Origin of the sequence: Paenibacillus sp. URB8-2, assembly GCF_013393385.1 — a bacterium.
In the GTDB taxonomy this organism is placed as follows: domain Bacteria; phylum Bacillota; class Bacilli; order Paenibacillales; family Paenibacillaceae; genus Paenibacillus_AQ.
On record NZ_AP023239.1, the window covers coordinates 2,823,140 to 2,846,639 of the forward strand.

17 protein-coding genes and 1 pseudogene are annotated in these 23,500 nt (G+C 50.4%); 13 read left to right on the top strand and 5 right to left on the bottom strand.

What is annotated here, in order from left to right:
* Positions 1–38 precede the first annotated feature (38 nt).
* The 6 genes from PUR_RS12945 (at position 39) to PUR_RS12970 (ending at position 7,242) form a co-directional block, all read left to right on the top strand.
* The gene (locus PUR_RS12945) at positions 39–893 is read left to right on the top strand and encodes an ABC transporter permease (RefSeq protein WP_179035597.1); all 855 of its coding nucleotides are present in this window, start codon (positions 39–41) and stop codon (positions 891–893) included.
* Between the two features lie 69 nt (positions 894–962).
* Positions 963–1,988, top strand: coding sequence for an ABC transporter substrate-binding protein (locus PUR_RS12950; RefSeq protein ID WP_179035598.1), 1,026 nt, complete (start codon positions 963–965; stop codon positions 1,986–1,988).
* Positions 1,989–2,037: 49 nt separating this feature from the next.
* A complete protein-coding gene (locus tag PUR_RS12955) occupies positions 2,038–2,820 on the top strand; it encodes an ABC transporter permease (protein WP_197970087.1) in 783 nt (260 codons plus the stop codon).
* Positions 2,821–2,898: 78 nt separating this feature from the next.
* Positions 2,899–4,929 carry a 2-hydroxyacyl-CoA dehydratase gene (locus tag PUR_RS12960; RefSeq protein ID WP_179035599.1) on the top strand — a complete coding sequence of 677 codons (2,031 nt, stop codon included), beginning with the start codon at positions 2,899–2,901 and terminating at the stop codon, positions 4,927–4,929.
* Positions 4,930–4,985: 56 nt separating this feature from the next.
* Positions 4,986–5,870: an acyl-CoA dehydratase activase gene (locus PUR_RS12965; protein WP_179035600.1), complete on the top strand. Its 885-nt coding sequence runs from the start codon at positions 4,986–4,988 to the stop codon at positions 5,868–5,870.
* 151 nt (positions 5,871–6,021) lie between these two features.
* Positions 6,022–7,242 (top strand): 2-hydroxyacyl-CoA dehydratase family protein, encoded by a 1,221-nt coding sequence (locus tag PUR_RS12970; protein ID WP_179035601.1) that lies wholly within the window; start codon positions 6,022–6,024, stop codon positions 7,240–7,242.
* A 144-nt stretch (positions 7,243–7,386) separates the two neighbouring features.
* Here PUR_RS12970 and PUR_RS12975 read toward each other — a convergent pair whose 3' ends face one another.
* The gene (locus PUR_RS12975; protein ID WP_179035602.1) at positions 7,387–8,592 is read right to left on the bottom strand and encodes an MFS transporter; all 1,206 of its coding nucleotides are present in this window, start codon (positions 8,590–8,592) and stop codon (positions 7,387–7,389) included.
* A gap of 151 nt (positions 8,593–8,743) precedes the next feature.
* Here PUR_RS12975 and PUR_RS12980 point away from each other — a divergent pair, with 151 nt between their 5' ends.
* Positions 8,744–9,625 carry a LysR family transcriptional regulator gene (locus PUR_RS12980; RefSeq protein ID WP_179035603.1) on the top strand — a complete coding sequence of 294 codons (882 nt, stop codon included), beginning with the start codon at positions 8,744–8,746 and terminating at the stop codon, positions 9,623–9,625.
* A 42-nt stretch (positions 9,626–9,667) separates the two neighbouring features.
* On the opposite strand, the pseudogene PUR_RS12985 reads toward PUR_RS12980, so the two are convergent.
* Positions 9,668–10,104, bottom strand: a pseudogene (locus PUR_RS12985) (SDR family oxidoreductase).
* A gap of 143 nt (positions 10,105–10,247) precedes the next feature.
* Between PUR_RS12985 and PUR_RS12990 the strand changes: the two are divergent.
* From PUR_RS12990 to PUR_RS13015, 6 genes are all read left to right on the top strand, one after another.
* Complete coding sequence (locus PUR_RS12990; RefSeq protein WP_179035604.1) at positions 10,248–13,430, top strand: TcaA NTF2-like domain-containing protein; 3,183 nt, start codon at positions 10,248–10,250, stop codon at positions 13,428–13,430.
* 49 nt (positions 13,431–13,479) lie between these two features.
* Positions 13,480–15,423 carry a dynamin family protein gene (locus PUR_RS12995; RefSeq protein WP_179035605.1) on the top strand — a complete coding sequence of 648 codons (1,944 nt, stop codon included), beginning with the start codon at positions 13,480–13,482 and terminating at the stop codon, positions 15,421–15,423.
* Positions 15,420–17,228, top strand: a complete 1,809-nt coding sequence (locus tag PUR_RS13000) for a dynamin family protein (protein ID WP_179035606.1) — start codon at positions 15,420–15,422, stop codon at positions 17,226–17,228. The genes PUR_RS12995 and PUR_RS13000 overlap by 4 nt, the downstream gene beginning before the upstream one ends.
* Entirely contained in the window at positions 17,206–17,592 is a 387-nt protein-coding gene (locus PUR_RS13005) for a hypothetical protein (protein WP_179035607.1), read from the top strand. The genes PUR_RS13000 and PUR_RS13005 overlap by 23 nt, the downstream gene beginning before the upstream one ends.
* Positions 17,593–17,919: 327 nt before the next feature.
* Positions 17,920–19,041 carry an acyltransferase family protein gene (locus PUR_RS13010; RefSeq protein WP_179035608.1) on the top strand — a complete coding sequence of 374 codons (1,122 nt, stop codon included), beginning with the start codon at positions 17,920–17,922 and terminating at the stop codon, positions 19,039–19,041.
* 246 nt (positions 19,042–19,287) lie between these two features.
* Positions 19,288–20,046 (top strand): class I SAM-dependent methyltransferase, encoded by a 759-nt coding sequence (locus tag PUR_RS13015; RefSeq protein ID WP_179035609.1) that lies wholly within the window; start codon positions 19,288–19,290, stop codon positions 20,044–20,046.
* Between the two features lie 119 nt (positions 20,047–20,165).
* Here the strand turns inward: PUR_RS13015 and PUR_RS13020 are convergent, their stop codons facing one another.
* The 3 genes from PUR_RS13020 to PUR_RS13035 form a co-directional block, all read right to left on the bottom strand.
* Positions 20,166–21,359, bottom strand: coding sequence for a mannitol-1-phosphate 5-dehydrogenase (locus tag PUR_RS13020; RefSeq protein WP_179035610.1), 1,194 nt, complete (start codon positions 21,357–21,359; stop codon positions 20,166–20,168).
* A 103-nt stretch (positions 21,360–21,462) separates the two neighbouring features.
* Complete coding sequence (locus PUR_RS13025; protein WP_179035611.1) at positions 21,463–22,137, bottom strand: HAD family hydrolase; 675 nt, start codon at positions 22,135–22,137, stop codon at positions 21,463–21,465.
* Between the two features lie 919 nt (positions 22,138–23,056).
* Positions 23,057–23,491: a GNAT family N-acetyltransferase gene (locus tag PUR_RS13035; protein ID WP_179035613.1), complete on the bottom strand. Its 435-nt coding sequence runs from the start codon at positions 23,489–23,491 to the stop codon at positions 23,057–23,059.
* Positions 23,492–23,500 lie beyond the last annotated feature (9 nt).

Consider the following 23,500-nt stretch of genomic DNA (forward strand, 5'->3'; position numbering starts at 1 on the left):
CTTTTTAATAAATACAAAATGAAAGGAAGTGAAAGTAAATGCCCGAGATCGACAATGAAATCCTGCTCCGGACGTATCCGATTAACCGGATTCATCCAAAACCCAAAGGCAAAAAAGTGCCTGTCCTCCCCATACTGAAGGCCGCTGTCGAGAAATCCGCCGTTATGCTGTTCATTCTCTCGGCTTGGGAGGCGCTGCCGCGTCTCGGACTTGTCGATCCGTTCCTGCTGCCGCCGTTCAGCGACGCCGTCGTAAGTCTGCTGCGCCTGTTTCAGTCGGGCGAGATGTTCCGGCATATCGCCAAAAGCCTGGAACGTTCGGGGCTGGGATTCCTGGCAGCAGTGGCCTTCTCTATCCCCGTCGGCACCTTCATGGGCTGGAACAAACGGATCGATCGCATCGCCGATCCGCTGCTGCAGGTATGCCGTAACACTTCGACGCTTGCCCTGTATCCGGTATTCATTCTGTTTTTCGGATTGGGCGAGACATCGAAGATTGCCATCATTCTGTGGGGAACCGTATGGCCGATTCTGCTGAACACCATATCGGGGGTGAGGGAGGCGGACCCGCTGCTGATTAAATCGGCGAGATCCATGGGCATCTCCAGAATCGGGCTGTTTACCAAGGTTGTCTGGCCGATGGCGATGCCTTCCATTCTGACCGGACTCCGCCTCAGCGCCTCGACCGCGATTCTGATGCTGGTGGCCGCAGAAATGTTAGGCGCCGACCGGGGACTCGGGTTCATGATTTTCTATTATCAGGAAAGATACGCCATCCCCGAAATGTTCGGGGGCATTATCTTTATTGCTGTCCTGGGCGTCTTGATCAACTTTCTATTAGTCCGTTTGGAACGCCGGATGACCCGCTGGAAGGAGCGCATCGTCAAAGGCTAGAAATCAAGGCCTGCCAAAGCTCGTTGAAGCAGGATCTATTCTGTAACAGGAAAAGAGGAATAGGAAGACATGGGAAACAAGAGAATGAGGATCAAACCGGCGCGGCCGATCATGCTGAGGGCGCTGCTCCTGCTGGCTGCGGCATCCACACTGCTCGCAGGCTGCGGCAAAGACGCGGGTACCGCGGAAGCGGGAAGCTCGGTAAAAGGACCGGATATTATCCGGCTGCCGACCCCGACCAATTTGACCGGCATCTCCATTTATTATGTGGCCGAAGAGCTCGGCTACGTGAAGGAAGCCGGACTTCAGTTCGATTATGTCGGCGCCGTTGAGTCCGGACAGCTCGTGGCGTCAGTCGTTGCGGGCAAGATCGATGTGGGCGGCGCGCACATCAACCGCACCATCGCCGGCATCAGCGCGGGAGCCAAAATCAAGGCGGTTGTGGCTCAAACCGAGACGACCGAAGAAATCCCGCATATGAGCTTCGTAACGACCAAAGACAGCCCGATCAAGTCTGCGGCGGACATCGTCGGCAAGAAAGTGGGTATTCCCGCCTTTGGAGGCTGCAACGAGTATACGCCTTACGCTTATCTCCTAAAGAACGGAATTGCCGATCCCAAAGGCAAATTTGAAATTGTCACCGCCCCCGAAATCAAGCTGGAACAGGCGCTGCTGCAGGGCGAGGTCGACCTGATCGGTCTGCATGAGAATCCGTCCACCATTATCAAGCGCGGCAATCTAAAAGTCGTTTTCACGGATTATGATATCTGGAAGAGCATCGGCGGCGCCACCCCCCTCTATTTCTCCAATAAATTCATCAAGGAAAAGCCCGATGTGGTCAGACGCTTCGTCGATGTGATCAGCAAGACCAATGATTTTGTCAATGCGAATCCGGAGAAAGCGATTGAGATTACAGCGAAGAGAGGCGATATGGATCCGGCCAAAATCAGGGCAAACCATTACGCAGCCCATGGCGAAATCAACCCGGAATCCGTGGAGGTCTGGATCGATCTTCTGAGCCAATTCAACGAAATCAAGAAGGATGTCAAGCCCGAGGACATTTTCACCAACGAATTCAACGATACGTTGAAATGATCCCGCAGCGTTTGCCTTGATAAGCTGATGAGGTAAGGAGGGGGCAATTATGAGGAAAAAAGCCTGGGTAAGGTTGAGGTCCGCTCCCGAAAGATGGGCGGCGATCATCGCGGTATGCGTAGCCTGGGAGGCCGTTTCGCGGAGTGGTCTGGTCAAAGATTTCATCCTGCCTCCATTTACCAGGGTCATATATAAGTTGGTTCAACTGCTCGTCACCGGTCAGATGTGGCCCGACATCGGAGCCAGTATGCAACGGGCCGCCTCCGGCTTCGCAATCTCGGTTCTGATCGCCATCCCGTTAGGATTCCTGATGGCCTGGTCGACAAGAATCGAGCGGGTGCTGGACCCTGTCATGCAGTTCATGCGCAATACGCCAACCTTGGCGCTATATCCCTTTTTTATTCTGGTTTTCGGGCTGGGCGAGCTGTCGAAGGTGGCGATTATTTTCTGGGGTGCAGTATGGCCTGTTCTTATGAATACGGTGGAGGGGGTCAACCGGACAGACACTCTGTTGGTCAAATCCGGCCGGTCCATGGGCGCTTCGCCGCTGACGTTGTTCTTCCGGATCATCCTGCCGTCGGCCCTGCCTTCAATTTTTACCGGTATCCGTCTCAGTGCTTCGCGCTCGATTATCATACTGGTCGCGGCCGAAATGCTCGGGGCTGACAAGGGACTCGGATTCCTGATCTTCTCCTCCGAACAGAACTACAAGGTGGAACAGATGTATGCCGGCATAATTGTCCTGATCCTTCTGGGCATGCTGGTCAACTTTCTGCTGGTCCGTTGGGAGAAACATATAACGCGCTGGAAACAAGACATCACCGGGTCGTGAAAACATACCTCCGGTTAGGCGCATCCGTAAAACGCGGTGGTAGGCTGTATTCCAATTCCAAAATACGAGGTGTTACTCATGTTGATTCAAGAAGTGGTAGATGTAAGACTGCTGGATAAGATAACCGGCGGCAGCGTAATTGGCATCGACATCGGGTCGAGAACCGGCAAAGCGGTGCTGCTGTCCAGGGGACAGGTATATACGAGCTCGGTCTATACCGGCATCAATATGCAGGAAACGGCCGATGAGCTGCTTGAGGATTTGCTGGATCAATCGGCCCTCAAACGTTCGGACATCGATTATATCGTCGGCACCGGATATGGACGCATTGCCCTTCAGTATAGCGATATTTCATCCCAGATTGTAACGGAAATTTCCTGCCATGCCATGGGCGCCCACTATTTGAACGCCGACGTCCGAACCATTGTGGATATCGGGGGCCAGGACTCCAAAGCGATTAGGGTGGACCCTTTGACCGGCGGTGTTGTCGAGTTCGTCATGAACGACAAATGCGCTGCCGGCACCGGCCGATTTCTCGAGAAGGTCGCCGAAATCCTGGAGCTGACCATCGATGAACTTGGTCAAGAGGCTGTGAAGTCAGGTTCGCCTTCCGAAATCAGCAGCCAATGCGTCGTGTTCGCCGAGTCGGAGGTCATTTCGCTCCGGGCCAAAGGCGAGACGCGGCAGGATATCGCCGCCGGCATTCACTTTGCTTCGGCCAAGCGGGTCCGCAATTTGCTCAAACGGGTCGGCATCGAGCCGGGCCTGATATTCTCCGGCGGCGTTTCCAACAATATCGGGATGAGGAAGGCGCTTGAGGATCTGTCCGGGCATCCCTTGATCGAGGCCAAAATCGACACGATCTTCGCCGGTGCTCTTGGAGCGGCCATTCATGCCCTGAATTATTCAAAGGCGGCCATCACCTCGACTCAAGAAGCGGAGGACGTGTTCCGATTGGATCTTACAGGATTGGAGAACCGTATCGCCGAGCGTCAGGATCAGCTTATCGTAAATGCAGAAGATCGCAAAAAAGTCGGCTACCTATGCTCATATACGCCGCTCGAAATGATCAGCGCCGCCGGCGTTTCCCATATTCGGTTGTTCAAGGCTGGCGATACCCATACGGTGGCAAGCGGCGAACAGATCACGCAGAGCGTATTCTGCGATTTCACCAAGAGTATTCTCGGCGCCTTCAAAGAGAAAGACCCGCTCTATACTTCTCTGGATAAAATCTATACCTTCTATACCTGCGACTGCATCAAGACCGTAGGAGAGGCAATCGGTGAGTTCTTTACGCCAGCCGACATTTATACGCTTCCTCGGATTAAGGACAAGCCGTCATCTCGCGATTTCTACAGCTCCCAAATCCTGAGCTTCAAGGCCGATCTTGAGCAGCTGTCCGGCAATATCATAACCGACGGTGAGCTGCGTTTGCAGATTCGGCAGTACAACGAGGTGCGCAAGCTGCTGACCCAAATCTCCGAGCTGCGCAAGCGTCCCAATCCGCCGCTTTCAGGCAAAGATTACCTGGACTTGGTCAAAGCCTTCTATTATTTGCCCGCCGAAGAGCTTCTTCCGCTGTACCAGGGCATCTATGACAAGCTGGCCGCGGTGCCTGTCCGTGAAGACCGCACGATCCGTCTGTTCATGGCCGGGGGCATTATCGCGGATGGCGACCGTAAGCTGCTTGAGCTGATCGAGGACGAGCTCGGAGCCAGAATTGTCGCCGAGGATCATTGCACCGGGCTGAAAATAGCCTCAGGCTATATCGATGAGGAAGGCGATCCGTACCGGGCTCTGGCCGAAGGATATATTGATCAGACTCCCTGCGCACGGATGAAACCGCTCCAGGAACGCGTGGAAATTTCAGGCGGACTTGCAACCGAATATCAGGCGGACGGTGTGCTGTATGCTTATCTTAAATTCTGCCCGTGCTATGGACAAATCAAGAACGAATTCTTCCGTCATTATCAGCAGCTGGGCATTCCGGTTCTTGAACTGCCGATCGACTACTCCAAGAGCGATCAGGGTCAGCTCAAAACACGGCTGGAAGCTTTTATCGAAGTATTGAGGGAACGCAAGGGGCTGACCGCCGTCGGAACGGCTTGAAGAACAGGCCGACCCGAACAATTAAATTACAATTTCTTTAAGGGGGATGAACTTGTATGAGCGATTGGAAGGAAATCATTGACCCTGATCTGCTGTCCAAAGTGACCGGCGATATTGCGGTCGGGCTTGATCTGGGTTCCAGAACGGGAAAAGGGGTGCTTTTGGCTGGCGGCAAGCTGTATACGGCGATTACGCCTACGGGCGTGTTCATGCAGGAGACGGCCGATAAGCTGCTGGACAAGCTGCTGAAGCAGTCGAAGGTGGCGCGGGAAGACATTGCCTATATTGTCGGCACGGGGTATGGCCGCATTGCACTGAACTTTGGTGGAATCGGGCACAAGATCGTGACTGAAATATCCTGCCACGCTATGGGCTCACATTATCTGAACGCCAAGGTCCGGTCGATCGTGGATATCGGCGGCCAGGATTCCAAAGCGATCAGAGTGGACCCAGCTACGGGCAAGGTTGTTGAATTTATCATGAACGACAAGTGTGCGGCCGGCACCGGACGGTTTCTGGAGAAAGTCGCACATCTGCTGGATTTGACGCTGGAGCAGCTCGGCACCGAAGCGCTGAACGCGGATGCTCCCGCAGATGTCAGCAGCCAATGTGTCGTATTCGCCGAATCCGAGGTAATCTCCCTGAAAGCGAAAGGCGTATCCGCTGCGAACATTGCCGCCGGCATCCATCTGGCCACAGCGCGCCGCGTCCGTAATCTCGTCAACCGGATCGGACTTGAACCGGACCTCGTCTTTTCGGGAGGAGTTTCGAATAACCCGGGCATGACCAAAGCGCTCGAGGAACTGCTCGGACATCCGATCAGCAGGGTCAAGCTCGACACGATCTATGCGGGAGCGTTGGGCGCAGCCGTGTTCGCACAGAAGGCTGCTTCCAGCAGCGAGGCGGAGTTGGCCGATTTTGCTCTTTTGAAGGCGAAATGATGAAAATAGTTAAGCATCCTAATGAAAAAAAGCACCTTCTGTATACTGGGAAACGCTCCGACCAAAGAACAGTTCCAGCACAGCAGGCACTCTATCATGAGTATAAGTAATTATAGAAACAGAATCAATTTATAGTGGGAGGAATATGTTAATGTCGACGGTGCTGACAAGCGAGGCGCAGGAACAGCTCAACCATATCCGTTACAGCCGGGATACGGTTCATGCCCATTCGCCCGCGATCCAAAAGTTGTTCAATCTAGTAATCGATTATGTGGACGATGCGGAGAAAGCCGGAAAAAGCGGCACAAAGGTCATTTGGGCCGGAGTGCCCTGGGCGATGCCGCTGATCTATTCTACCGGAGCCATACCGGTCGCTTTTTCGGAGATGGGCCGCATCAGTGGACAAGAGGCCATTACCGTCTCTGAGGATTATTATCAAATGCCCGCCGAAACCTGCTCCATGGTGAAAGCGACAGCGGGCGAATGGCATTTGCGGAAGCAGGCCGGTACCTCGATCACCCGCATTTTCGGTTCGTCCTCCGGTTGTGAACCGTATAACCTGGCGTGGGAAGTGATGAAGAAGGAAGGCTTCGACGTATATACCAGCGACATCGTTTACCGGGCTCCTGGCGTCGAGGGCGAGCGTTATGAAGAACTGGTTCATTATTTTATTGATGAAATTCATGACTTCAATGAATGGCTGACTGGAAGCAGAGAGATTGACAAGGACAGCCTGCATCGTGAGATTGTCCGCAAGAACCATCTCATGCGCAGGATGCGGGAGATCATGAATCTGCGCCTGCTGCATCCATTCCATGTTAAAAGTCTGGGAATCATGTACCTGATGAACGGGCTTACCCATTATTTCGGCAAACCCGAGGAATATACCGAGGTATTGGATGCACTGGTGGAGGAATTGTCTAGTCTTGAAACCGATGAGGCTGAGCGCAGACGAGCTATTCCGCTGATCTGGACGGGCGGCAATGGGCAGGAATTCGGTATTTATGAAACGATCGACAGTGCCGGGGGTTCGCTGCTCGGATTTGTAAGCTCTCCTTACGCCAAGGATTTTCGCGAAGATATCGATCCGGTCGAATCAGTCGCCCGCTTCCAGCTAGAGAGTCAGATGGCCGGGGCCTCGATTTACCGGCGCCACGTCATCGAGCAGCAGGTTGACCGGATTCAGGCGCGCGGCCTTATTTTGTACGGATACCTGGGCTGCTCGTTCGGAAGCGTCACGCGCGAGATGTACAGGGATTATTTCCATAACAAAGGCATTCCGAGCATTAATCTGGAAGGAACATTCCAGGTCGGAGCCCCCAGCGGACAGCTTCTTACCCGGATTAAAGCTTTTATCGAAATGTTGTCCTGATCAAAAAAGAGGTACGGACCACGGGTATGTGATTAGCGAGGGTATGCGGTTCGATATGCCAGTGTAAGAGAAAAGGGACGGCCCGGATCGGGTGCGTCCCTTTTGCATATCCGCTTTATAAGATTGGCCGAGTGTCTGATGCTCTTACTTTAATTGCAAACGCCGCAGACGGATGGCTTCTCCCGCAAGCGAGGTGATGACTACAGCGGCAGCCAGAAGAACAAACGCATAATAAATAAGACCGCTCCAACCCAAACGGTGGAGAAACAGACCGCCCGACCATCCGACCAAGCTGGAACCCCCGTAATAGAAGAGCAAATAAAGAGAGGAGGCCTGTGCTTTGTGTTCGGAATCCGCCACCAATCCAACCCACCCGCTTGCAACCGAATGCCCGGCAAAAAATCCAAAGGCAACCAAAGCGACTCCTAATATTTTGACTGCCAAAATAGGAATCAGGGTTAGCATTGCCCCTGCCGCAAAGAGTGCGATCGCTATGGCGATGACCTGCGGGCGCGGATGGTGATCCGCGAGCTTGCCGAACCAGACGGAGCTCCATGTTCCGACCAAATTGACGACAAACAGAAATCCGAAGACGGTTTGGCTTAAGTAATAGGGCTTGGCTGTCAGCGGATAGCCGATATAATCCAGAATCATGATATAGACGCCCATCAGCAAAAATCCGGTGATGAACAGCAAGAGCAGCCGCTTGTTTAGCAGGTTGCCGATCATCCCTGCCTGCCACTGCTTGAAAGACCGCCGGTGAGGATGGAAATTGCGCGACGCTGGAAGGTATCTCCAGAAATAAAGACTAAGCAGCAAATTGATCATTCCCAGAATCATCAGCGCGGTTTGCCAATTCAATAGGTCGGTTAATGCTCCGATCACGATCCGCCCGGTAAATCCGCCGATAGCCGTTCCCGCAATGTAACTCCCCATGACTCTCCCGATGTCTTTTCGATGGAACTCTTCATTAATATAGGCCATCGCAATCGAAGGAAACCCCGAAATACAGATGCCTTCCAAGAACCGGATGACCAGAAATATGGAAAATTGATGGCAAAAAGCGGATGCCACCGCAAGGATGGAGGTTAGCAGCAGGGATAGGCTCATTAATTTTTTTCTTTCCAGAGAGCTGGATAGCGCAGAAATCAGGATCAGGCCGATACCCAGACCGATTGTGGCGAGGGAAATGGAGGCTCCCGCCGTTGCCGGTGAAATGTGATATTCCTTGGAAAAAAGGCTGATCAAAGGCTGCGGGCTGTACAAAACAGCGAAAACGACTATACTTCCCATCAACATGCCTGCCGAAGCCCTGCGATGGTCTGAGCTTCCGATTTCGATTACGTTCATGCTTATTTCTCTCCCGTTCATCAACATGCTGGCTGAATTGTGTCTTTCTTCTTAGCCAAAGCAAGTATAAAATGAAGAGGACCTGAAAGTATAATGCATTATTTTCATTGTTTTCATATATTCTGTGTAATCGAAGTGAGGGAAACAGGCTTTGGAATGGCAGCAGCTCGAATACTTTGAAGCAACCGCGCGTTTGCAGCATATGACACTGGCGGCTCAGACGCTTAACATTACGCAGCCGGCTCTAAGCCGGTCTATCGCCAGATTGGAGTCGGAGTTGGGGATTCCGCTTTTTGAACGGGAAGGAAGGTCAATCCGTCTTAACCGCTACGGCCAGCTTTTTCTCAGCCATGTTGAACATATTCTTGAAGAATACCGGATGGCCAAACGGGAGATTGACGATCTGCTAAATCCGTCGCAAGGGGAGGTCTCGCTGGGGTTTCTGCATACGCTCGGCATTCACCATATTCCCGATCTGATCGGCAGGTTCCGCAGAGCGCATCCCCACACCCGGTTTCAGCTTAATCAGAGCAGCACCCAGCGTCTGTTGGAACAGCTGGTCTCAGGTGAAATTGATCTGTGCATGGCTTCGCCCCAGGATGCCGACATGCGCATTCGCTGGGCCAAATTGTGGTCGGAGGAGCTGTTCATAGCGGTGCCATCCGGACATCGGCTTGCCGGTTCATCACTGGCGGAATTGTGCGAGATTGGACAGGAACCCTTGATCTCCTTTAAAGAAGGCTACGGGCTCCGAATCATTACCGATAAACTGCTGCAAGAGTCGGGGATATCTCCGAGCATTGTTTTCGAGGGGGAAGATGTCGATACCGTCGCCGGGCTGGTCGCCGCCGGACTCGGTGTTGCCATTCTGCCCAAATACAGCGGACTGGACCAGGAAGAGGTAAGCTGGGTGTCCATCGCAAACCGGTCCTGCCGCAGAGAAATCGGAATCGCTTGGATGGAAGACCGGTTTCTGTCCCCCGCGGCGGAACGGTTCAGACAGTTTGTGTTGGATTTTTATTTGAAGGAATAATGAAAAAAATGCGAACTAATGCGGATATTATTGGATGAAGCCCTAGCCCCGAAAGCCACCGTCCGAATGGATAATTTGCCCGGTGATCCACTGTGCGTCGTCACTTGCAAGAAAAGCGATCAGCTTCGCCGCATCCCCGGGCTCTCCGACTCTGCCCATCGGAAACTTCGGAAGCAGAATTTGCTTTAAGTCATCGTCCATCCACCCCGTATCTGTCGGTCCGGGATCAACGGCATTCACTGTAATATTCAATCCAGTTCCATTGATTCCGCGCGAACCCCATAGGAAGAAAGTTCCTCCGAGAATACAGCCGGCCACTGATACTCGGCGCCATAGGACTGCCGCCCGTCATAGGTACTCCAATGTGTAAAAAAGATATCCGCTCCTTCACCGACAAGAGCACGGGCGACAGCGCTTCCAATTCCTTTGCTTCTGCTTACTCCGGTAATAATCGCGAGTTTCCCTTGTAGTCGTTTCATTGTTTTTCCTCCCTGAAGTAAGAATTGAAAAATAGGCGAAATTCGAATGAAAAGAGGGTAATTCGACACTTGTGTAGAATTGCTATTTCATAATACCAAAATTATGAATGTACATATCACAAAAAAACTCTGGAGATTGAATTATGAAATGGAAATTGAAATTGCCCGAAGGGCTCGCTGGTTTGGAACGGTTGCTTCAAAGCCGGAATTCCTATAATCAACTTGCTGCCTCCATCAGGGAGATCAAGGAAGATGCCGATTCGCCCACACTGCTGCTGATTGCCGGTGAATTTAATGCCGGGAAATCCACTTTTATTAATGCGCTGCTGGGAGAACCGCTCCTGACGGTTGATATTACCCCGGCCACCGCTGTCTTGACCAAACTTACATACGGGACTGAGAAGAAAATTATCGCTCATTTTATAGATGGGACTTCCCGCATATACGGTATGGATTGGTTGGAAGGCTTGTCCGCCGAGAGAACTGGCGAAGGAGAGAACATCAGGAGGCTGCTCGATCATGTTGAGGTGCAAGTGCCGAATGAACTGCTGAAGCGGGTTCATATTGTAGACTCCCCTGGTTTCAATTCCAATCATGCACATCATACGAAGACGGTACGTTCTTATCTGCGGCGTGCGGATTTCGCCTTCTGGCTCTTTTTTTACCGCAATGTTGGCACAGCTTCCGAACTGCAGGAGATCGAAGAGTTGAAGAGTCAGGGCGCTCAAATCTATGGAATCGTAAACGCCGTTGATCTGCATGATGAAGAGGAAGATTCTTTGCAGCAATTTCTCAGCAATAATCTGCGGCGCAGCCGGATGAGTGAATTCTTCCGGACTTTGATCGGCGTCTCCGCCAAGGAAGCTCTTGAGGCTAAGCTGGAAATGGACCCTTTGAAGAAGGAATATAGCAACTGGGCCGAGATTGAGCATTTAATGGAAGAAATTTCTGCTGATGATACTTGGAAAGCCAAACGGGTATTTCAGAAACTGAATGAATTGCTGAAGCAGCTTAATGACAGGCTTATGGAGGAACGGAGCAGTAGAGATTTTTTTCTGTATGAAGAGCTTGTTGAAGGTCTTACTGCCGGAGTTTACCCCGAACTCGTCCAAATGAAAGAAGATTTACTCGCCCGTCAGATGCATGCAGAAACAGAGGTTATGACATGGAAGAGCCTCTTTGATCGGAAGATTACATCATTGAAGCAGGCCGGAAAGATGTGGGAAGAAATTGATGACTTCAGCCGTCAGATGAACCAACCGGTCAACGCAGCCAGGGAGTGGCGGTTGTCATGCATGACGGAGTATGAACGTATTTTGGAAAGTTCGGCCGATTTATCTGCCGACTGTATGAAATTATTGGAAACCCAGATTAGACTTGAAAAAGAGTGGGAGACACTCGACCGATACGGCATCTTTAAACAAAAGCGGATTCTCGGGTTTACGCTGGAGCAAAAGAAATACAATAATGCGCGAAACGGGCTTTTAGACCGGCAGGATCAAGTGTTGAACCGGATCAACCATCTTAAGAAATCGGTTAAACAAGTCGAGGTGAATCTTAAGAATGAACTGAGCGAGAAGATCTCGAAAGTTTTGGAGGCGGTTGTCAGGGCAGAGAAGGTATTCTTGACAAGACTGGATATGGCCAAAGAAAAATACGGTAAGCTTAATCACGGTATTGTAAGCGATCTGGACAATTGGCATGGTTTTCTTCTGGCCATTAAGAAGCAGCTTGATCCTATTTTCGCTGAATCCGACGATGAGCTTAGACCCCTGGAAGACTATCAGGCTTGCCGCTATTTATATGAGAACATTGCAGGGATATGCAAGGAACTCGATACCGAGACCAATCGGGCGGCAGTGGATCTGCTGCGGGGCAGTTTATTACCTATGAAATTCGGCGAACTCACCATTAAAGGGACCTTTGGAAAAGGTCTGATTGATACCCGCATTCCGGTTGTGCCCGATCCTCTTCCTTTCCATTCGGAGCAGCGGCTTCTTCAAGTTCAAACCTTACGTAAAGTCATAAGAAACCGTTTGATCGCATTAACCGCAATCGCCGGAATTATTGCTTTTTTATGGTGGCATAACGAAAACGGGCCCGAAAGCCGGGAGGAATCGGCAGCGGTCTTTCCGGATACGGCGGATGTTGCCGCCGATGCACAAACGGATGAACATTCCGTGATCCCGGAAACGCCGCTGCCGTCAGAAACGCCTGCCCGCAAGGATATGCATAAGTTTATGAATCAAGTATTCTCAGCCATCGACGAAGGGAACGGACAGGAATACTTTACGGCAGAAGGTTGGAACGGGCAGCAAGCCTTTTATACGACTAAGCCTGACGCCATCCGGACGCGGACGTCCGTGGAAAAGGTCACCGGTCCCTCGGGTAACGAATTCCGAATCCAGACCCTTGAGAGTTACCAAGGAGCAGATGCTCTTACCGAATACCAAGTAACTTATGGCGTCGTTGAATTTAACGGCTCTTACCTCATTGAATCGGTGCTTGCCAAGAAGATTAGTGAGACCGAAACTGCGATTGACGCGGACGGGAGCGTGCTTCGTTCTTTTCTCAAAGATTTCCGGGTTTCTTACTTTGACGCCCTCCAAGCAGGCGACTTCTCCTTGGTTGCGTCTTACCTGACGCCGGACGGAGAAGCTCACAAGGAATTAGCCAAATACATTGGGGATATCGCGGGGCGGGGCTACCTTTTTGAACACGAAGACTTTGACATAGCGGGAGTCAAAAAGACGGGGCCGAGAGAATACCGGATGGATACATACGAGAAATTCAAGTTCACCGATGACCTGGGCGAGCAGACAGACTATGACCGATCCAAACAGTATTTTATTCATGCGTTGGACCGCGAGCATTTTTCGATAGATCGAATTGCTATTAGTAAAACAATCAAGACGCCGATCACATTGCCTACGGCAGGCTTGGTCTCTTCCGCGGATGTGGCGGCATTTGTCCAGCAATACTATTCGGATTTTGCCTCGGCGTTTAATGGGGGCGGATTTAACTCGATTGCGGCGTATTACGACCCGAAAGGCAAGGAATTCAAGAACGAGAAGTCCTATTTGGATATGGCAATTGAAAAACAAATGCAGATGGAGAACCTTTCGATTGATGTGGTTGATGTGCACCAGCATAACGATAACCAGTATCTGGCCACGCTTGCACTCCAGGACCGTTATTATTACAGAGACGGAACCGGCGACGAGAAGAAGCTGAATGTTGTTTACCGCATTGTGATAACGCCGGAAGGACAACCATTGATCAATGAGATGATGTCGTTAAATATTTTGGGAAAGACGAAATTTTGAAAGCACAGATACAGAACATGATGAGGGTGCGGCGGGAGGCAGTTTTACAATGACATTTACTTTGGAAAGTTTCGATCGGAACAAGCGCGAGGCCATTGAGCAGTTTGACCAACTGCTGCTTACCTTTCAAGATATGGGCATGGCGGCGGAAGTTGCCGCTATCAGTGAAATCAAAAAGCAGCTTCTGGAGGAGCGCTTCCTGATTACTGTCGTCGGCGAATTTTCACGGGGGAAATCCATGTTCATCAACGCACTTCTTGGAAAGAAGGTGCTTCCCTCAAATGCGGTGCCTACAACCACAGTACTGAATATCATAGAATACGCAAAGGATCCATACTACCGGCTTCATTATCTGGACCCGGCAAGGCCATCCGAGATAATTAGTGAGAAGAGCTTTTTGGAGCTGGTGGCGCCTATGGAGTCAATCAAAGGAAATACCGACAGCGAACTGGAGTATGAACGTGCCCTCGGCAAAATCAAAAGCATTCGGCATGCGGAGATCGGTTATCCGTTAGAATTCTGCCGACACGGCGTTCAGCTTTTGGACACTCCGGGAACGAATGAGCTTGATCCGGTCCGCGAGCAGATTACGAACCGGATCATTCCACAGTCCGATGCGGCTATTCTGATATTGTCAGCTGTAAAAATTCTCTCCGATTCGGAGATGAGCTTTATAAGAGACCGGCTTTTGGCCAGCGATATCCAAAAAGTATTTATCGTCATCAACTTTAAGGATCAACTTGGCTCAAAAGAAAATGAAGAGAAAATATTGGCTTATGCCCGAACACATCTGGAAAGTGTCTTGGGAAATCCACGACTTTACATGGTGAGCGCTAAGGAAGCGCTGAACGCCAAGCGCGCAGCTGCAGGCGAAAAGCTGGTCAGCCGAGGGAGACCGATGGCGACCTGGCCGATGAATGAAACCGGATTGCCCGAGCTGGAGATGGAACTGTCGGATTTTCTTCAGTACGACCGCGGCGCGGTCAAGCTTGGCAAGCCGGTCCGGCAAGCTCTGCGGAGCATTGCAGAGATTTCCGACAGGCAGCTTAAAGTTGAAAAGCTGGCGCTTACCCGAAATATAGCGAACTTGAAGGAAAAGGTTCAGGCATTCCGCCCTAATCTTTCCAAGGCGGTCGACTCCGGGAACGCGGCATTGCGAAAGTTCGAACAGGAGATGAAGAAAGAAGAAGAGTCGATTTTCCGGTGGTATGAGCAAGAGCTTCAGGCACTTTATGCTGGAGGAATGGCCATATTCGATGTCAACCGCCACAGAAATACCGATTTCATAAACCGAGCGGTTGAGAGTGGAATTGCTCCGCGGGAGCGAGAACTCCATCTGGAGCGTAAACAGCGGATAGCCGATAGTGTTAAAGCTGCGTTGGAGCGTTCAGGCGGAGAATTAATTCAGATGATGCAGGGGCTGCAGACCGAGCTTGAAGAGATTGTCGGCCAGGAAGAAACCCCGTCTGCTGGCAAACAGGAGCTGGCACTGCTTGGGAATAACAGCCCACAAGAAAGCAGCTTCTTTGAAGATATATTTAATGAACTGGAAACAGCCTGGGAAAGTCGGACAAGTGTGATCGCTAAAGCTATAATCGGAACAGGTATGGTGCTGACTGCCGTTGCCGGTTCGTTGGCATTCCTGTTCAATAAGCTGTTTGGACAGGAAGATCCTAAAGAGAAGCTGAAAAAGCAGCTTGCCGAGCAGTTCAATCAGTCGCGAAAAGCCAAGATATCCGGGTTTGACATGGAATGGAAAGGTGTCCATCAAGCCGTTCGCGAATCGATTAGGAAGAACGTTAACCATAAGGTGCGGCAGATCGAAGACCAGCTTCGGAAGTTGGAGACAAGCGCCGGTCTTGAACAGCATGAGATTGAAAGCAAGCTGGATCTGCTCGGCCGTCAGGAACGGAAACTTCAACAAATTCGCACGAATCTTGAGAAACTGGTTGGCGGATTATCCGACAGCAGCAGAGTGGGGGCGAAAGTGTGAGTGCAGCATGGACAAAAGATAAGTTGGCAGATCGGTCCGTCGAACTCATTAATAAGGCATCTTCGCTTCTGACAGAGAGCGCCGGCCTTGAGGCCCTGGCCGAACTCCGGCAGGATCTGCGAGAGGACTGCAATTCCGTTGTCGTGGTAGGCGAATTTAAACACGGCAAGTCGACGTTCATTAACGCGCTGCTCGGCCGCGAGATCATGCCCGCTGACGTCGCTCCGACGACGGCGACGATCAACACGGTGATCTACGACAGCATTGAACGGGTTGAGGTGCTGAACAATGATGGAAGCACGGAGACCTATCCGCTTACTGCCGGAATTCTTAATCGTTATACCGCTTCCGCCGAATTCGATCCCGGTACGATTCAGTTCCTGCGAATTTATTGCAACGCTCCGTTTATGAATGAAGATGTTATGCTGGTCGATACTCCGGGTGTCGGCGATCTTAACAAGCACAGGGCTGAAATAACATACCGTTTCATTCCCCGGGCGGACGTTCTCATATTTATGCTGGATATGACGGCTCCGTTCCGCAGGTCGGAGCAGGAATTTATTGAACAGCATCTGCTGAATAAGGGCACCGACCATATCCTATACGTTGCCAATTTCGCCGACCGGATTGATGAGGAAGAAATGGATTCAGTTATTCAGCGGCTGGAACGGCGCCTTGCTGCAGTGACCGGCCATACAGGCCGTGTTCTTCCTATTTCCGCCAAGGAAGCTCTGCTCGGCACTCTGCGGCAGGATGAAGAATTGCTGAATCAGTCGGGCTTGCGGAGCGTGGAACTAGCGATCCGGGAAATTGCCGGGACTAGCGGCAAGGCGGAGAACAAGCTGAGGAACTATTTGAAACGTTATGGAAACGCGCTTCGTCTTCTGCATGCAGAGGCTTCGGCGGCATGTGAAATGACGGGCAAGGACATCGAAACGCTGTTGGGCGAGACGCAAAGAGTGGAAGCCTTTCTTTCACGGCGCGAAATGTGGGAGAGCCAGATTGCGGATTACCTCTCCGAGCAAGAGGAAGAGATCGCTTATATGGCGGTGAAATCATTCGATTATTTTGCGGAACGTCTTCGCAAGGACATTGGTCAGCGGATACAGCATTTTCAAGGCGGCGATATAAAAATATTGGCGGAATCGCAGCTCCCGCTTCACATCGGCCTGCAGTTCTCTCAATGGACCGACCAGTATGCCGGGTCTTTGCATACTCTTTTTTACCGTCTGGAACAGGAGGTCGGACAGGGCCTGATGAATGTCTTCGAACAGTCGGTGAACATCAAGGCATACAAGGAAGACAGGCTTGAGTTGAATGCAGAAGGCGCGATCCGAATACAGCGGTCAGTAAGCGCGCCGGTTAAGGCAGGGCTGCTCATAGGCGGTGTTGGCGCCGCGGCTTTGCTAGTCGGAGCGCCTTTTATCATACCGGTGGTAGGGATGGCAGGGCTTCCGTTCATTTCGCAAAAGCTGGCCGAGAAACAACTGGAAAGGGCCAAGCCGGAATTATTGGCGGCGGCTGAAATTCACTTGAGTTCTCTATTTGACGAGTCCCGGGCGCTGCTGCGGAATTATGTACAGGATTCCGTTAACATAATTGGAACGCAAACCATTCGGGAATTTAGCCGCCTGGTTGAGGGAGCCAAAGCATCCTTGGAAATGGAGATTACCGTAAAAAAAGAAACGGCTGTCAGCAAGCAAGTCCGGCGTGACGAGCTGCTTGGACTTGTTGACCTTATTTCTTCAAATGATTCACAGGTCAGGGAAGGAGAAGTTACAAATGGACAATTACAGCGGTCATGATCACACATTCAATCACATGCATATGCACGATACAAGCAGTTCCCATGAAGTTGCATCCCATCATTCAAATGACGGAATAGGATGGACCGACCCGCATGTGCATACGCATATCGTTTCAAACGAGCATATTTATTCAGCTAACGATCCGCTCAAATACTGTAATGGGTATACGTTTAAAGCAATGACCCTCGATCTCGGCGACATGCATTTTGTTCAGCCTCATTATGTACATGATTATATTAAAGCGGATGGAACCGTAGTAAAGGGCTACTTCCGCGACGGTGACGGGAATACCTCAATCGACAGACCGCTTGGAATGGGCGGCGGATACTTTCAAAATAATCCCGGAAGCTCGGATATTTAGGATTTGAACGAGAGGAACGACAGGTCCGAAGCGTGCCGTCAATCCGGTCCAGATAAGGCGTCGCTGTCGGGAGTCCGCCGCTGCAAATTGCAGCGGCGGAAAGCTCAGGCTGTCGGCCATAAGACCTGAAATGCAGAAAATGATCAGCTTGCATTGCGGAAGCTACTTGGTACAGATATAGCTCGTCCAATCTTTTCAGCGTTACCGGGGAGCAGAATCCACGCCGATTGACATGAAAAACTGATTTGCCTGCATCCGGCTTGGCCGATCATTGCCGCCAGAGTTTTGGCGGCTTTGTTATTTTAGCTGCTGAAAATAGGAGGCTTTATGTTAAAAAGATTGTATTATCTCGATAATCTTCGTGTTTTTCTGACTATGCTGGTCATTGTCTTTCATACGTCTATTGCGTATGGGGGAGCGGGATCTTGGTACTTTAAGGATGCTGATACATCCCAAATGAATGTGACGATCGTCGTCCTGACTATTTTTACTGCGGTTTGCCAAGCTTTCTTTATGGCGCTTTTCTTTTTTATATCTGGTTACTTTACTCCAAAATCGTATGACCGAAAAGGGCCTCTCCGGTTTTTGTCCGACCGCTTTCTGCGGTTAGGAATTCCCATGGTTGTTTATATGCTATGGCTAGGTCCAACAGCTATCTATCTTGCCGAGTACCGGAAGGAGCAAACGTATGCTGAATTCTTCAGGGAATCTATTTTGCACATTAAAAGGATCAATTTCGGGCCCCTCTGGTTCGCGGAGGCGTTGATTTATTTTGCTCTTTTCTATGTGCTTTACAGAATGATTTTCAAAAAAAGTAAAGATACCTGGACTCGTCCCATCGCTTTCCCGACAGGAGCAAGGCTTCTCGGTTTCGCGCTCGGAAGCGGGCTCGCCGCTTTCCTTACTCGGTTTGTAGTTCCGTTGGGCACGGGCCCCCTGGAACTCCAGCTGGGTTATTTCCCATTATACATACTGCTGTTCATTGCCGGCATCTTGGCCTATCGCCATAACTGGCTTGAACAAATTCCGCCCTTGCTCAGCAAAGGTTGGCTGCGTACGGCTCTCATTCTGATTCCGGTTTTCCCTTTGCTGCTCATTATGACGGGAGCGTTGAGCGGGAATCTCACCTACAGCGGCGGGCTTCATCTTCAAGCTTTTCTTTATGCGATGTGGGAACCGTTTATTTGCTTCGGCATCTGCCTGGGGCTGCTCCGTTTGTTTCAGCGCCGGATGAACAAGGCCTCCAAACTCATGAAGAGGTTATCGAATTTGGCCTTCACGGCCTATATCATTCATCCTCTTGTCGTCGTAAGTTGTACGCTGCTTATGCATCAGGTGAACTTGGCTCCTCTGCTGAAATTAATTATTGTGGCCCCTGTTTCCGTCGTTCTCACCTTTGCCGCCGCGCAGGTTATTTACAAGATTCCTTATGCGAGCAGGATTTTATAACGGAGTGAAGCTTGATGCAGGCCGGAAACGCCGATACATGTGCCTGACGTACAAAACGACCGACCATTACAGCCTCCCCGATTCCAACAGAAAGCCGCCGGTTTATTGTTTTATAGGCCTCACCAATTACTTCTATACGATTTATATATTTCACTTATAAGAAGGCGGCATTGTAAAATATACATGAAGAACGGACCTGCTGCGATAATGACCGGATGTTTCGGAAATAAGAAGGGGAGTGCTGCGATGAAACAGCAATGGAATACCGGTACCTATGACGCGGATATGTCGTTTGTTTCCCGTTTTGGGGAGTCTTTAATTGGGCTGTTAAAGCCGCAGCCGGGAGAACGGATAATCGATTGGGGCTGCGGGACAGGAGACCTGGCCGCAGCCATTGCCGGATACGGTGCTGCTGTAACAGGGATCGACGCCTCCGCCGAGATGATTCAGACCGCCCGCGCCAAATATCCTGATCTTAGCTTTATCCTCGCGGACGGTCAAACCTATGTAGCGGAGCAGCCGGTTGATGCTGTATTCAGCAACGCTGCGCTGCACTGGCTGAAGAATGCGGACGGGGCTGCCGCCTCCATCGCAGCCAGTCTGCGTACGGGCGGACGTTTAATCGCCGAATTCGGCGCGCTCGGCAATATCGCTTCGGTCGTTGCCGGGCTGCCGCGCGCTTTTGCCGCGATAGGTGCCAGTGATAAGCTCCAGCTGCCTTGGTATTTCCCCAGCACGGGGCAGTATGCAACACTGCTGGAGCGGCATGGATTGACGGTAGACCTCGTCCTCTGCTTTGACCGTCCGACACCGCTGGAGGGTGGGGAGCAGGGCTTCCGGCAGTGGTTGAACACTTTTGCCAATGGAGTCTTAAGTGTGCTTTCTCCTTCGGAGCGAGAGGCGGTACTGGGTCATGTGGAGCAAGACCTGAAGCCTACACTTTTTCAAAAGGATCGCTGGGAGATGGATTACCGCAGAATTCGAGTGGTGGCCCGCAAGCGGTGATTAACTGTATGCAGGATATGCAAAGAGGCTGCACACTGGCAGCCTCTTTCTGATCCCAATTTGATTGTTATAGGAAACAACGGTCAAAACACTTTGCGAGACTCATCGTATGTCAACTCCTATGTCCGGCTTAAAAGGTCGGGCTGAGCATCGGAACGGTAAGATGAGAAACTTTCATCGTATTTGTCAGCAATACGGCTGTGCAGTGGATGGGTGTCCGGAATTCCCAAATGATGTTCGATTACATAGCCGATTCCATGCTCACGAATGGAGTTTTGGAGTTTTACGGCTTCCGGATCTTTCACGTGATCGAATACCAGGGCTGCGGCAATCGCAGCGACCAGATGGTTCGTTTCGAGTCCCATCTTATGAGCCTGGAGAGCGGGACGAACGAGTCGATCGTTCGGAGACAGTTTGCGAAGCGGAGATCTGGCCACACGGGTGATTTTGTCAATAAAATGGGGATTTGTAAAACGGTGTAGCATTTTTTCGATATACTGTTCATGCTTCTTACTGTCCAGATTGTGTTTAAGCGTCAGCATTGCGCCGGTTTCATGCAGCACCCCGCGAACCTGTTCCAGCACCTTCGGATTGGCAATGGCCTCTTGAATTGTAGAGTACCCGTCAAGGTATCCAAAATAAGCTGCGGCGCAGTGTCCGGTATTCACGGTGAACAATTTACGTTCGATATAGGGGTCCAATGAATCGACATAACGGACGCCTTTGATCTTGGTGAAACCCTCCAGCATTCCGGTCTTGTGGATTACCCACTCGCAGAACGGCTCAACCATAACCTTAAGCGGGTCTTTATGCTGCTGGATCGGTACGATCCGGTCAACCATGGTATTCGGAAATGCGACAAATTCATCGGCACGCTTACGTTCAGAAGGTTTCAGAAGAGGATAGACGAGCTTTTTCAATCGCTGGCTGCCTCCAATGCCATTCTCGCATGCGATGATATGGAGCGGCTCAGGATGCTTTGTCTTTTTAAACCTCAGTTCGATACCTCTGGCAATGGATTCCGCAATGTCACGAAGCGCCGACATTCCAATGGCAGTAGTGACAAGATCGGCTTCGGCAATGGACTCCGCTACTTCATCCATATCACTGATGTTAACGGCAGTGACATTTTTAACTAGCTCGGTGTCGCGAGTTTCGTTGGCGAGAGTTACGGGGTATTGTCCACGTTCCTGAAGCTGGGAAATCTTCTTCTCATTACGGGCGACAAAACATATCTCATAGTCGGATTCAGATAAAATCGGTCCAATAAAGCCTCTCCCGATATTACCAGCTCCGAAATGTACGGCTTTCAAAAGGGCATTCCTCCTTAATTTATCTGTCGGCTATCCATTCCTGTGGTTCTCTGCCGGCAAGGTATTTGGGGACGGACTCAGGCGATTAGACAGCCTGTTTGGTTCAGCTTATTTGAGTGGCTTCAAAAAGACGGGTAGTCAGATGTTCAAAATCGAGGTCGGTAAAGCACTCTAATTTATGAAGCGAAGGGTCGAAGGCCAAAAGACTTGTGATTTGGTTCGGACTGACGACGCAGTGCATACCAGCTGCCAATGCGGCTTTAGAACCGTTCGGCGAGTCCTCGATTGCGATAGCTTCATCCGGCTTAACACCCAGACATTCCAACGCCTGCAAGTACAATTCAGGGTCGGGCTTTACGTTTTTCACATGATCGGCTGTACGAATGCAATCGAAATATTCACGAAGCTCCAATTGATTCAAGTATTTTTCAACCCATGCCGTGGAAGAACTTGTCGCAAGTCCAATCTTGAGGCCAGCTGCTTTGGCTGAATCCAGATAATGCTTGATGCCCAGCCGCATCTCTTCGGCTTCCATAAGCTCGGAATGACGGAGCTGGACGGCTTTTCGGAATTCCTCCCGGTCAATGGGAAGGTTTAAATCAGTCATCAAATACTCATACGGGTTAAAATTACATAAGCTGGTTCCGATACATTGGGAGTACTGCTTGACGGTAAGCTCTACGCCGTGCTGCTCGTAAGCTTCCCGAAAAGCTGTATACCATGCAGATTCTGTGTCAATAATCGTGCCGTCAAAATCAAATACCAATGCTTTAATCATGAATGTTCGCTCTCCCTTCAGTCAGATAAATTTACATGCTTGAGTCTGAAATATTCATGAAAACGAATGAAAGCTCTGCGCTTTTCACTGAAAAAATCGTAACATAACTCAAAAGCCAGGGTCAAACCGGGAAGGCCGTAAAACTCCAAAAAACGGGCAATGGCAGCGGTTTCTTTTGAAAGGAAAATGAAAGTAAAAAGTTGTGGTCCGTGGGCTGAATTTTCCAAAAAGATAGCGTTATCATTCACGGGATACGAAGAGGAAGGAGACGGTTCAAAGCCATGGGGGAAGCGGAGTTCAAGCGGATAAAGGCTTCGCGGCTGCGGAGATGATCGCCGAAGCACATTACGCCGGAAGAAGCCGTTCGGAATTCTGAATATGTAAAGATTTCGCCCATTTTTAATAATTTTTTTTTGAAAAGCATAAATTCACTCAAAAATCATGTGGAAATAACGCGAATATGTAAGGTTTATCGCAGGTTTCAGTGCGTACTTGTTCGCACATAATGGAGGTTTTATAATCAAAGAGTTTAGAAAATGAGGATAAATCGAATCCATTTTATTATGCGGATTTACCGAAAGGGTGGAATAAATGGTAAAAACAAAAAGCAGAAAGCAAGTCTATACTGCATTACACTTCTACGATATTTACAACAGCAAAATTCTTCTAAGCAAATCGGCGGCCTCGTACTCGTATCCGGGTTTGAAAAATCACTGCCAACCTTGCCAACGAAGGCTGAAATAACATGCCTATCATCCACCTGTGGCTGAACCAAGCCGAACGCAACGCCAACAAAATGCCAAGTGAAGCAAGGTAGCCCCCCAAAGGGTGGAGGGGGTGGGGAACAGGCTGCAACGGTGTTGTTTGCAATCTATCCCCGTTGAACTATTGTGTTCCAATAGTTGAATGGACAGGCAAATCAGATTGGCAATACGGTTATTGATTCGTTGTTGAATACTTCACCACTGTCACGAAAGCCGAAGCTTTCATAAAGATTTTTGGCAGGGATGTTCTCCGATTTATAAGGGATCCAGCAGTAATGTGCTGGCCCTGCCGGAAAGATGCGAATAAATTCCAAGATCTTTTTCATGGCTTCTCGACCGTAACCTCGGTTCTGGTATTGCTTGTCAATCATCAGTCGCATGATGCAATATTTATCTTCTGCGATTGACGGTTCTTCGTATCCGGTGGTTCCATAAGCCAACATAACAAACCCGACAGGCTGCTCATCCACGTAAATGATAAATGGGAATGGATGTCCCCCATTGGTTGCAAGAACATAACAAGACGCCACGCTTGACAAATTAGACGCAACAAATTGCAGTTGGTCCTCTGAAACTTCCAAATTAAACATGGCACGTCG